Genomic DNA, 12,120 nt, shown 5'->3' on the forward strand with positions numbered 1-12,120 from the left:
TAAATCGGAATCGATTTAAGGGGCAAAATTATGCAGCAGTAGAAGTGCTACAGCGTCCTTTGCGCGTCTGAAAGACGCGCGGCGCTGTAGTCCGGATTGCCCCTTTCTCAACGATTGTGGAACGGATCATGACAAGCATCCTTACCAACAACGCTGCTATGGCAGCGCTGCAGACTTTGCGCGGCGTAAACGATAGCCTCAAGGACACCCAGAGTCGCGTTTCATCGGGTTATCGTGTCGAAAAGGCGGCTGACAATGCCGCTTACTGGTCGATTGCTACGACCATGCGTTCTGACAACAAGGCGCTTTCGGCCGTCTCCGACGCGCTCGGTCTCGGCGCGGCCAAGGTCGACACGGCCTATTCGGCTATGGACAGCGCGCTCGATGTCGTCAGCGACATCAAGGCCAAGATTGTCGCCGCCACCGAAAAGGGCGTCGACAAGACGAAGATCCAGCAAGAACTCGACCAGCTGCAGGAGCAGCTGCTCAGCATCGCTCAATCGGCGTCCTTCTCCGGCGAAAACTGGGTTGCCGGCGCCTCCGGCACGAAGAGCGTCGTCTCGTCTTTCGTCCGCGACGGCAGCAATGCCGTCTCCGTCAAGATGACGGATTATGTGCTCGATTCGGGCTCGCTTGGAAACGTGCTTTTCGGCATGACGAGCACCGGTGCGATCGAGACATCAAGCGGTATCATCGGCACGGCCTTCAACGGAACCTATGGCAGCACCGTCATCGTCATGGCGTCAATATATGATCTCGACATCACCGGTTTCACCCAGGGTCAGCTTGACGCAGCCCTGACAGGCGTCGAACTGGTTCTCGGCGCTATGACCGCCGCCGGCTCGGCATTGGGCTCGATCTCGACCCGTATCCAGTTGCAGGAAACTTTCGTCAGCGGTCTTCACGATTCGATCGACTCCGGCGTCGGACGCCTGGTCGATGCCGATATGGAAGAGGAATCGAGCAGGCTCTCTGCGTTGCAGACGCAGCAGCAGCTCGCCATCCAGTCGCTCTCGATCGCCAATAGCTCGGCGCAGAACATCCTCACCCTGTTCCGCAGCTAATCGGAAACAGGCCATCTGCAACAAAAAACCCCGCCGGTCAGCTCATACCGGCGGGGTTTTTCATGAGATCGCTGATATCTCAGTACTGATCGTCGTCCTCGTCCTTCGGGGCCGAGCGCAGCGAGCTCAACTTGCGGAAGACGGCATCGGCGTCGATTTCCTTTTCCTTTTCCTCCTCGCGCTCGTAGCTCGGGGTCAGGCGTTCGGTTTCCTGTGCCGATTGCAGCGTCGCGCCAAGCTCGGCAGCGGTCGGCAGCGGACGGCCCTTGGAGGCCTTTTCCACTTCCATGTCGAGATCGATCTGGCTGCAGAGGCCGAGCGTGACCGGATCCATCGGCGCCAGGTTGGCGGAGTTCCAGTGGGTGCGCTCGCGGATTTGCTCGATGGTCGACTTCGTTGTGCCGACGAGGCGGGAAATCTGCGCGTCCTTCAGTTCCGGATGGTTGCGAACGAGCCAGAGAATGGCGTTCGGGCGGTCCTGACGCTTGGAAACCGGCGTATAACGCGGACCGCGGCGCTTGGATTCCGGCACCCGCACCTTCGGTTCGGAAAGCTTCAGCTTGTGGTTCGGATTGGCCTCGGCGCGGGCAATCTCGTCGCGGGAAAGCTGTCCTGTCGAGATCGGGTCGAGGCCCTTGATGCCCTGCGCCGCTTCGCCGTCGGCGATCGCCTTGACTTCGAGCGGATGTAGTTTGCAGAACTGCGCGATCTGATCGAAAGACAGTGCCGTATTGTCGACGAGCCAGATGGCTGTCGCCTTCGGCATGAGCAGTGTTTGAGCCATGGATATAGTCCTTCTATCGTCCGCGCCGGTCGCGGTCCGTGGATTGTCACCACAATGTCCGGGAAATATGGCGCTATATAACCGCACTGTCGCAGAATTGCAATTCTTCCGAAATGAAATGACCTTTGTCTAATTGCCGTGGCGATGCGAACTGCTATGAATTGCCGTGATTTCAAGTCCGGGCCTTCCTAGCTCACGCGGCCCGTCGCATGTCCCATGAGGAGGAGTTGCATGTCGGAGAAGATCTATCCGGTCACGAAGCCGGTGAAGGCGCGCGCCCTGATCGATAAGGAAAAGTACCTGAAATGGTACGAGGAAAGCGTCGAGAACCCGGACAAGTTCTGGGGCAAGCACGGCAAGCGGATCGACTGGTTCAAGCCCTATACCAAGGTCAAGAACACATCCTTTACCGGCAAGGTTTCGATCAAGTGGTTCGAGGACGGTCAGACAAACGTCTCCTACAACTGCATCGACCGTCATCTGAAAACGAATGGCGACCAAGTGGCGATCATTTGGGAAGGCGACAACCCCTATATCGACAAGAAGGTCACCTATAACGAACTCTACGAGCACGTCTGCCGGATGGCGAATGTGTTGAAGAAGCACGGCGTCAAGAAGGGCGATCGCGTCACCATCTATATGCCGATGATCCCGGAAGCGGCTTATGCGATGCTCGCCTGCGCCCGCATCGGCGCGGTGCATTCGGTCGTCTTCGGCGGTTTCTCGCCCGAGGCGCTGGCCGGGCGCATCGTCGACTGCGAATCCACCTTCGTCATCACCTGCGACGAAGGCCTGCGCGGTGGCAAGCCGGTGCCGTTGAAGAACAATACCGATACCGCAATTGACATTGCGGCACGCCAGCACGTGATCGTGGAGAAGGTTCTGGTCGTTCGCCGCACCGGTGGCAAGACCGGCTGGGCGCCGGGTCGCGATCTCTGGCATCACCAGGAGATCGCCACCGTGAAGGCGGAATGCCCGCCGGTGAAGATGAAGGCGGAAGATCCGCTCTTCATTCTTTATACGTCCGGCTCGACCGGCAAGCCAAAGGGCGTGCTGCACACGACGGGGGGTTATCTCGTCTATGCAGCGATGACGCATGAGTATGTCTTCGATTATCACCACGGCGACGTTTACTGGTGTACAGCCGATGTCGGCTGGGTGACCGGCCATTCCTATATCCTCTATGGGCCGCTTGCGAACTGCGCAACGACGCTGATGTTCGAGGGCGTGCCGAACTTCCCGGATCAGGGTCGTTTCTGGGAAGTCATCGACAAGCACAAGGTCAATATCTTCTATACGGCGCCGACGGCGATCCGCTCGTTGATGGGTGCCGGCGACGACTTCGTCACGCGCTCCTCGCGTTCTTCGCTGCGCCTGCTCGGCACGGTCGGCGAGCCGATCAATCCCGAGGCCTGGGAGTGGTATTACAATGTCGTCGGCGACAAGCGATGCCCTGTCATCGATACGTGGTGGCAGACGGAAACCGGCGGTCACATGATCACGCCGCTGCCCGGCGCCACCGACCTGAAGCCCGGCTCGGCGACGACGCCGTTCTTCGGCGTCAAGCCGCAGCTGGTCGACAATGAGGGCAAGGTGCTGGAAGGTCCGGCCGACGGCAATCTTTGCATCACCGACAGCTGGCCGGGCCAGATGCGCACGGTCTATGGCGATCACGAGCGCTTCATCCAGACCTATTTTTCTACCTACAAGGGCAAGTATTTCACCGGCGATGGCTGCCGGCGCGATGCGGACGGTTATTACTGGATCACCGGCCGGGTCGACGACGTGCTGAACGTCTCCGGCCACCGGCTCGGTACAGCGGAGGTGGAATCCGCTCTCGTCTCGCACAATCTGGTTTCGGAAGCCGCGGTCGTCGGTTATCCGCATCCGATCAAGGGCCAGGGCATCTATTGCTACGTGACGCTGATGGCCGGTCATGAGGGATCGGATACGCTTCGCCAGGAACTGGTAAAACATGTGCGGGGTGAAATCGGCCCGATTGCTGCGCCTGACAAGATCCAGTTTGCGCCCGGCCTGCCGAAGACACGCTCCGGCAAGATCATGCGCCGCATCCTGCGCAAGATTGCCGAAGACGATTTCGGCGCTCTCGGCGACACTTCGACGCTTGCCGATCCGGCAGTCGTCGACGATCTGATCGCCAACCGGCAGAACAAGGCGACCGCTTGATTTATCGAGCCGCTCCGGCCCGCGTCCGAGGGCGGCTCACTTCACTTCTACGCATTGATGCGTGGCTTGCGGCCCCCGTTCACGGTCGAAGCCACGAGAAAGATCACGTCCGTCTGTCAGAGTAACATTCGCCGGATGCGGCCAAATATTTGTCGCCAGAAATGTTCATTAGCCGGATTCTCGGCGAGCGGGCTGTTATATCCTCCAGCGCATGGCGCACATCCGGGTTCCGACCAGAGAAAATTGCTTAGAAATCAATCGCCCTGCCATTGATCTCGTAGTCGCCGAAACGCGCCGGCTCGGCTCCGCCGCGGCCGCCGATTTCCGGCGGCAGCTCCAACGGCTTCTGGGTCGTCCGCCGCTCCTCGGCTTCGGCAAGGGCGCGCCTGGCAGCCGGGGATAGCATCTTGCGCGGCGGCTCGGATCCCTCAGCCGTCGGCGTTTCGCTATTGTCGTTATCGGCGTCCTGCATGGCCTCTCCTGCCGGAAAATATTGAAAATGGCTGGTGAATAACCAAATCATAATGCGCCGGTGCCGGGATTGAAAGCTTGTGACGCCGAAATCGGAGATGGAGATCCGCCATGAACCTCGTCCGCACTGCCATGTTGCTTGCCTTCATGACGGCGCTTTTCATGTTTGTCGGCTTCCTGATCGGCGGCCGGGCCGGCATGATGATCGCATTCGTCATTGCCGCCGGCATGAATTTCTTCTCCTACTGGAATTCCGACCGCATGGTGCTTTCGGCCTATCGCGCGCAGGAGGTCGACGAGCGCAACGCGCCGGAATTCTTCCGGATCGTGCGCGATCTCGCCCGCAATGCCGGCCTGCCGATGCCGAAGGTCTATCTCTACGACAGCCCTCAGCCGAATGCCTTCGCCACCGGCCGCAATCCCGACAATGCCGCCGTCGCTGCCTCGACCGGCCTGCTCAGCGCCTTGTCTGCCGAGGAGGTCGCAGGCGTGATGGCGCATGAACTGGCCCACATTCAGAACCGCGACACGCTGACGATGACGATTACGGCAACGCTTGCCGGTGCGATCTCCATGCTCGGCAACTTCGCCTTCTTCTTCGGCGGCAACCGTGAGAACAACAGCAATCCCCTTGGCTTCGTCGGCGTCATCGTCGCGATGATCGTGGCGCCGCTTGCCGCCATGCTGGTGCAGATGGCGATCAGCCGCACGCGCGAATATTCGGCCGACCGCCGCGGCGCCGAGATCTGCGGCAATCCGCTCTGGCTCGCTTCGGCGCTCGGCAAGATCGCGCGCGGCGCTGCCCACGTGCCGAACGAAGACGCCGAGCGCAATCCGGCAACGGCGCATATGTTCATCATCAATCCGCTCTCCGGCGAGCGCATGGACAATCTGTTTTCCACGCATCCGAATACGGAAAACCGCATCGCTGCGCTGCACGACATGGCGCAAAGCGGCATGAATGTCTCGACGTCGCCGGCTCGTGCTGCTAATCCGTCGCGCAAATCGCGCTCTGTTCCGGATACGGGTCTTGGTCGCGGTGGTTCGCAACCGCCAAAAGGTCCGTGGTCTTGAATTCAAACGGCACGAAGAAGCCATTCCGCAAGCATAAGCCCTCTACTGAGCGACCTGCGCCTGATAAGCCTGGCCTGCAGGCCCGGGCCGCGGCGGCAAAAATTCTTGCTGCCGTCGTCGATCGCAAGCTGCCGCTCGATGGCGCTCTCGATCACGAACACGGCAATCCGGCCTATAGGGCGCTCGGCGAAAGCGACAGGGCGCTCGTTCGCGCCATCCTGAACACGACGCTGCGCCACCTGCCGCGCATCGATGCCGCGATTGCAGGGCTGCTGGATTCGCCGCTGCCGGAGGGCGCAAGGGCGCTGCATCACGTGCTCGCAATCGGGGCGGCGCAGATCCTCTATCTCGACGTGCCGGATCATTCGGCTGTCGATCTTGCCGTCGAGCAGGCCAATCTGGATCCACGCAACCGCCGTTTCGCCAAGCTGGTCAATGCCATACTCCGCCGGCTCGGCCGCGAGAAGGAGCAGGTGCTTGATCAAATCGGCAAGGTCGCGCCGATGCCGGCCTGGTTCATCGCCAGGCTGGAAAAGGCCTATGGCCGGGACGCGGCGCTGGCGATTTCGGAATCCCAGCTCGAACCGGCGGCAATCGATCTGACCGTCAAGTCCGACCCTGAAGATTGGGCGAAGCGGCTGAATGGTGTCGTCCTGCCCACGGGCAGTGTGCGGCTCGCCGCCTTCGACGGCAGCATTCCTTCGGTCGAAGGCTTCGATGAGGGCGCGTGGTGGGTGCAGGATGCAGCGGCAAGCATCCCGGCGAAGCTTTTTGGCGATCTCTTGGGCAAACGTACCGCCGATCTCTGTGCTGCGCCCGGCGGCAAGACGGCGCAGCTCATCCTTGCCGGCGGCGCAGTCACCGCACTCGACCAGTCGGAAAGCCGGCTGAGACGGCTGCGCTCGAATCTCGACCGGCTCGGCCTCAAGGCGGAGACGATTGCGGCAGATCTGACGACATTCGAGCCGGCGGAACGTTTCGATGCGATCCTGCTCGATGCTCCCTGCTCTTCCACCGGCACGACACGCCGGCACCCTGACGTGTTGTGGACCAAGGGACCTGAGGATATCGCCAGGCTGGCGGCGCTGCAGGAACGGCTGCTGCGTCATGCGCTGACATTGCTGAAGCCGGGTGGTACACTGGTTTTTTCGAATTGTTCGCTCGATCCTGTCGAGGGTGAGGACGTCGTCGCCCGCGTTCTTTCCGATACGGATGCGGTCGAGCGCGTTCCGATCGGCGCCAGTGACTGGCCCGGCCTTGAGGCGGCGATCACGCCGCTCGGCGAATTCCGCACGCTTCCCACTATGCTGAAAATGCCCGAAGGCATTGCCTCCGGCCTCGACGGCTTCTATGCGGCTGTGCTGCGGCGCGTGGCCTGATTGCAAGGTTTTAGCGCTCGCGGCGATCTGGCCTATACGAGGTGCTGCATAGCCTCGTATCACGCATGCCGTTCTCTCCAAAACCGCCCGCATGACTTCAGGTAAAACACGCTAATTTGCGTATATTCGAACCTTGTCACGAATTAATTCATTGCGGGCGATGAAATCGGCCGCTTTTCACCTATTCTTAACCACGAGGGTCAATAGACAATAGAATATGCAGTCCGGTCGGCGTTTTGCGAGCATGTATGTTCGGGAGGCTTGGCGGCGCGCCTTGCGCCGCGTCGCGTTGCTGCGCCTGAAGCTCTTTCGCCATTCGATCAAGGTGCCCGAGCGTCTGATCGTGGCGCCGACCGATCTCCGTAGTATCGATCCGCATGTGGCCGACGAAATCCTCAACGGACGGTTTCTCCTGGCCGGGCGCATGCTGGAAACGAACGGAAAGTCGCCCTTCACCTTCACCCTGCCCTCACGGCCCTTTGCGACCCGTCTTCACAGCTTCGGCTGGCTGCGTCACATGCGGGCGAACAAGACGGAGCGTAGTTCGGCTGCCGCCCGCGCGATCGTCGACAGCTGGCTTTCCATCCATGCCGGTCGCATGGAGGGGATTGCCTGGGAGACCGACGTCACCGCGCAACGCGTTATCGCCTGGCTGTCGCATTCGCCGGTGGTGCTGCAGAATGCCGACCGCGGCTTCTATCGTCGCTTCATGAAGTCGCTGGCGTTCCAGGTGAGGTTCCTGCGCCGCATGGCGCCGTTTACCCTCGGCGGCTTGGAGCTGTTTCGGTTGCGTATCGCGCTCGCCATGGCTTCCGTCGCCATGCCGACCCGCGCCTCTACGCTCAGAAGGGCGGCGCAGGCGCTCGACCGCGAATTCGATAGCCAGATTCTGCCGGATGGCGGCCATGTGTCGCGCAATCCGCGCGTCGGGCTGGAATTGCTGCTCGATCTGCTGCCGCTCCGGCAGACCTATGTCAATCTCGGCCATGACCTGCCGCAGAAGCTGATCTCCGGCATAGACCGCATCTATCCGGCATTGCGGTTCTTTCGCCATCAGGACGGGGACCTGGCGCTCTTCAACGGGGCGACCTCGACGCTCGCAAACGAGCTGATGTCGGTGCTGCGATATGACGAGACCGCCGGCCAGCCGTTCAAGGCTTTGCCGCATTCGCGCTATCAGCGGCTTTCCGGGGGAAAGACGGTGATCATTGCCGATACCGGCACGCCGCCTTCTGGAGGCGCGCTTCGGACCGTCCATGCCGGCAGCCTCTCCTTCGAGATGTCGTCCGGACGCCATCGCTTCATCGTCAATTCCGGTTCGCCGAAATTTGCCGGGCACCGTTATGTCCAGATGGCGCGCACGACGGCGGCGCATTCGACCGTTATCCTCAATGACACGTCGTCCAGCCGTTTTTCGCCCTCGCCCTTCCTTAACCACGCAATCACCGAACCGGTGAGGACAATCACCGTTGAGCGTGCCGAAACGGAGGACGGACGCGACGGCATCAAGCTCAGCCATGACGGTTATGTCAGGGTGTTCGGGGTGCTGCACGAGCGTGAGCTGACACTCAATGCCGCAGGCTCGATCGTGACCGGCCGCGACCGGCTTGTCGTCCGCGAAGGATATGAGCATGACGAACTGTTGAAGGCGGTCGCCCGTTTTCATATCCATCCTTCGATCGTCCTGCATCAGAGTGATGGCGAGTCCGTGCTGCTGACGGCGCCTGATGGCGAAAGCTGGCTGTTTTCCGCCCCTGGCAATGAAGTGCTGATCGCCGAGGACATCTTTTTTGCCGACAGCTCCGGCATCTGCGGTTCGGACCAGATCGAGATCGATTTCGATCTTGCCGAGAAGACGGAAATCCGCTGGTTTTTGTCCCGCAAAACCTAAAGGCGAATGGTTTTGGGCGAGTGGCCCGAGAATGGGATCGCATCCACATCAAGGGAGTAGAGTACGATGCCGTCCAAAAAAGGCTCGTGCTTTCGACATCTGCTCTGAGGCCTGTTTGCGCGGCGGCAAACCTGTGCTAACGCGACGCCAGCATGCGAACATCCCTTGCGGATGTCCTCCCGAAGCCCGAACGGAGAAGGTTTCATGGCCGTCATTTCCAAGAAGATCCCCGCCCCCGACAAGGTCGAAATCAAGACCGCGCTCATCTCCGTCTTCAACAAGACCGGGATCGTCGACCTCGCCCACGCCTTGTCTGCCAGAGGTGTGCGCCTGCTCTCGACCGGCGGCACCTATAAAGCGATCGCTGCGGCCGGTCTTGCCGTCACCGATGTCTCCGAAATCACCGGTTTTCCGGAGATCATGGACGGGCGTGTGAAGACGTTGCATCCGACGGTGCATGGCGGCCTGCTGGCGATCCGTGACGACAGCGAACACCAGGAAGCGATGAAAACGCATGGCATCGAGGGCATCGACCTCGCAGTCATCAACCTCTATCCCTTCGAGCAGGTGCGCGCAGCCGGCGGCGATTATCCGACGACCGTCGAGAATATCGACATTGGCGGCCCGGCGATGATCCGCGCATCGGCCAAGAACCATGCCTATGTGACAACCTTGACCGATCCGGCCGATTATGCCGAGCTGCTGGAGCAGCTTTCCGCAGATGACGGCAAGACCGCCTATGCCTTCCGCCAGCGTATGGCTGCCAAAGCCTATGCCCGCACCGCCGCCTATGATGCAATGATCTCCAATTGGTTTGCTGAGGCGCTGTCGATCGACACGCCGCGCCACCGGGTCATCGGCGGCGCGCTGAAGGAAGAGATGCGCTACGGCGAAAACCCGCACCAGAAGGCCGCCTTCTACGTAACCGGCGAGAAGCGTCCGGGTGTTTCGACGGCCGCTCTTCTCCAGGGCAAGCAGCTCTCCTACAACAATATCAACGATACGGATGCGGCCTACGAGCTGGTCGCCGAGTTCCTGCCTGAGAGGGCGCCAGCCTGCGCGATCATCAAGCATGCCAATCCCTGCGGCGTCGCCACCGGATCGAGCCTGGTCGAGGCCTATCGGCGGGCGCTCGCCTGCGATTCCGTTTCCGCCTTCGGCGGTATCATCGCGCTCAACCAAACGCTGGATGCCGAAACGGCCGAAGAGATCGTCAAGCTGTTCACCGAAGTGATCATCGCGCCGGATGTCACGGAGGAGGCGAAGGCGATCGTCGCCCGCAAACCGAACCTGCGACTATTGTCTGCCGGTGGCCTGCCCGATCCGCGTGCCGCGGGCCTGACGGCAAAGACCGTTTCCGGGGGCCTGCTCGTCCAGAGCCGCGACAACGGCATGGTCGAGGATCTGGAACTCAAGGTCGTCACCAGGCGTGCGCCGACGGCGCAGGAACTTGATGACATGAAGTTCGCCTTCAAGGTCGGCAAACATGTGAAGTCGAACGCCGTGGTCTATGCCAAGGACGGCCAGACCGCTGGCATCGGCGCCGGCCAGATGAGCCGGGTCGATTCCGCCCGCATTGCCGCGCTGAAGGCCGAAGAGGCTGCCAAGGCGCTCGGCCTCGCAGTGCCGATGACGCATGGCTCGGCGGTCGCCTCCGAAGCCTTCCTGCCTTTTGCCGACGGTCTTCTGTCGATGATCGCCGCGGGGGCGACGGCGGTTATCCAGCCGGGCGGTTCGATGCGCGACCAGGAGGTCATCGATGCAGCCAATGAACACGGCGTTGCGATGGTCTTTACCGGGATGCGCCATTTCCGGCACTGAATGAGGGTTGGGCGCGGTCACGCGCTCATCTCCGGCTTGATCGGGCTCGTTCCTATGCCCGGTCGGCTGGATAGGGTGTACGGAACAGGAGCACCAGTCCGCCGGCAAGAAAGAGGATCAGCGTTGCCATCCCGAGCCGCGGTGATCCGCTCATATAGGTCACCAGAGAGAAGAGCAGCGTCGCCATGAAACTGGTGGCGCGGCCCGAAAGCGCGTAGATGCCGAAGTAGCGGCCGGCTTCCTCCGGGCTGACGCTGCGGGCGAGATAGGAGCGCGACGAGGCCTGCACCGGCCCGAAGGCGAGCCCGATCAGCAAACCATAGAGGATATAGGCCTTTTCCGCGGCAGTACCGAAAAGGCCGCCGGAATCGGCCGTCGGCAGTGGCATCAGTCCGAATAGGGTGTAACCCGGTCCTGTCGAGATGATGCCGATGGTGGCGAGAAGCAGCATGGTGAGGCTGATGACGACGGTCACCTTCGAACCGACGCTCTTGTCGACGCGGCCGGCGATCAGGCAGCCGAAGATCGCGACAACATTCAGGATGATGCCGTAGATACCGATCTCGATCGTCGCCCAGCCGAACATGCCGGCCGCGAAGATACCGCCAAGGATCAGCAGGCCGTTGACGCCGTCCTGATAAATCATGCGGGCGATGAGGAATGTCAGGATGCCGCGGCGTTCTCTGAGTTCGCCAAGCGTGTTTCTGAGTTCCCGCAAGCCGGAGCGGACGGCGGTGCCGAAGGGAAGACCCCTGCCGACATCCGGCGTAAAGAAGAACATCGGCAGGATGAAGATCAGATACCAGACGGCCGAGATCGGCCCGGTGATGCGTGCATCCTGACCGGTCTGAGGATCGAGGCCGAATAGCGGATCGAGACCGAGGATGGTCTTGCCGGTCTCGGGGCTCGCCGCCAAAAGCGTCACGACGGCAATGAGCACAATGATGCCGCCGAGGTAACCGAGCCCCCAGGCGGTGTTGGAAAGCTTGCCGACTTCGTGCTTGCTGACCAGGCGCGGCATCATCGAATCATTGAAGACGATCGAAAACTCGGCCGAGATCGAGGCGAGGATCATGAAAATGACGGGATAGACAATAGGCGAACCGGGTGCGGCAAACCACAGGCAGGAGAGGCTGGCGATCTTGATGATCGCGAAGAAGCCGATCCAAGGTTTGCGTGCGCCGGACTGGTCGGCGATCGAACCGAGAACGGGTGAGAGCAGGGCGATGATCACAGAGGAGATCGTCGCCATGTTGCTCCACGTCGTCTGCGCGGAAACCGGGTCATCGGTCAGGCGGGAAACGAAATAGGGGCCGAAGATAAAGGTTGTGACCACGGTAAAGAAGGGCTGTGCTGCCCAGTCGAAGAACATCCACCCCCAGATGCCCTTCTCCGTGGCCTTCGGCGGTTGCGTTCCTGTCCAGTCAATGCGATTCAACATCCGCTCCT

At 61.0% G+C, this 12,120-nt stretch carries 9 protein-coding genes; 6 read left to right on the top strand and 3 right to left on the bottom strand.

The features are described from left to right. Positions 1–128: 128 nt before the first annotated feature. Entirely contained in the window at positions 129–1,064 is a 936-nt protein-coding gene (locus ACM5SV_RS06710; RefSeq protein ID WP_222016938.1) for a flagellin, read from the top strand. A gap of 79 nt (positions 1,065–1,143) precedes the next feature. Here ACM5SV_RS06710 and ACM5SV_RS06715 read toward each other — a convergent pair whose 3' ends face one another. Further along, entirely contained in the window at positions 1,144–1,848 is a 705-nt protein-coding gene (locus ACM5SV_RS06715) for a DUF1013 domain-containing protein (RefSeq protein ID WP_007632151.1), read from the bottom strand. Between the two features lie 231 nt (positions 1,849–2,079). Between ACM5SV_RS06715 and acs the strand changes: the two genes are divergently transcribed. Beyond that, positions 2,080–4,035: an acetate--CoA ligase gene (acs, locus tag ACM5SV_RS06720; protein WP_222016935.1), complete on the top strand. Its 1,956-nt coding sequence runs from the start codon at positions 2,080–2,082 to the stop codon at positions 4,033–4,035. Positions 4,036–4,282: 247 nt separating this feature from the next. Here the strand turns inward: acs and ACM5SV_RS06725 are convergent, their stop codons facing one another. Then, positions 4,283–4,507 carry a DUF1674 domain-containing protein gene (locus ACM5SV_RS06725; RefSeq protein WP_222016933.1) on the bottom strand — a complete coding sequence of 75 codons (225 nt, stop codon included), beginning with the start codon at positions 4,505–4,507 and terminating at the stop codon, positions 4,283–4,285. Between the two features lie 110 nt (positions 4,508–4,617). Here ACM5SV_RS06725 and htpX point away from each other — a divergent pair, with 110 nt between their 5' ends. The 4 genes from htpX to purH all read left to right on the top strand — a co-directional run bounded on the left by htpX (position 4,618) and on the right by purH (position 10,671). Continuing rightward, the gene (gene htpX, locus ACM5SV_RS06730) at positions 4,618–5,580 is read left to right on the top strand and encodes a zinc metalloprotease HtpX (RefSeq protein ID WP_012759524.1); all 963 of its coding nucleotides are present in this window, start codon (positions 4,618–4,620) and stop codon (positions 5,578–5,580) included. Beyond that, entirely contained in the window at positions 5,571–6,959 is a 1,389-nt protein-coding gene (locus ACM5SV_RS06735) for an RsmB/NOP family class I SAM-dependent RNA methyltransferase (protein WP_041935602.1), read from the top strand. The genes htpX and ACM5SV_RS06735 overlap by 10 nt, the downstream gene beginning before the upstream one ends. 217 nt (positions 6,960–7,176) lie before the next feature. Then, positions 7,177–8,850: a heparinase II/III family protein gene (locus ACM5SV_RS06740; protein ID WP_113546676.1), complete on the top strand. Its 1,674-nt coding sequence runs from the start codon at positions 7,177–7,179 to the stop codon at positions 8,848–8,850. 204 nt (positions 8,851–9,054) lie between these two features. Then, a complete protein-coding gene (gene purH / locus ACM5SV_RS06745) occupies positions 9,055–10,671 on the top strand; it encodes a bifunctional phosphoribosylaminoimidazolecarboxamide formyltransferase/IMP cyclohydrolase (protein ID WP_113546677.1) in 1,617 nt (538 codons plus the stop codon). Between the two features lie 52 nt (positions 10,672–10,723). Here the strand turns inward: purH and ACM5SV_RS06750 are convergent, their stop codons facing one another. Beyond that, positions 10,724–12,112 carry an MFS transporter gene (locus ACM5SV_RS06750; RefSeq protein WP_113546678.1) on the bottom strand — a complete coding sequence of 463 codons (1,389 nt, stop codon included), beginning with the start codon at positions 12,110–12,112 and terminating at the stop codon, positions 10,724–10,726. Between the last annotated feature and the right edge of the window lie 8 nt (positions 12,113–12,120).

Origin of the sequence: Rhizobium sp. CRRU65, assembly GCF_048551595.1 — a bacterium.
Classification (GTDB): domain Bacteria; phylum Pseudomonadota; class Alphaproteobacteria; order Rhizobiales; family Rhizobiaceae; genus Rhizobium; species Rhizobium leguminosarum_J.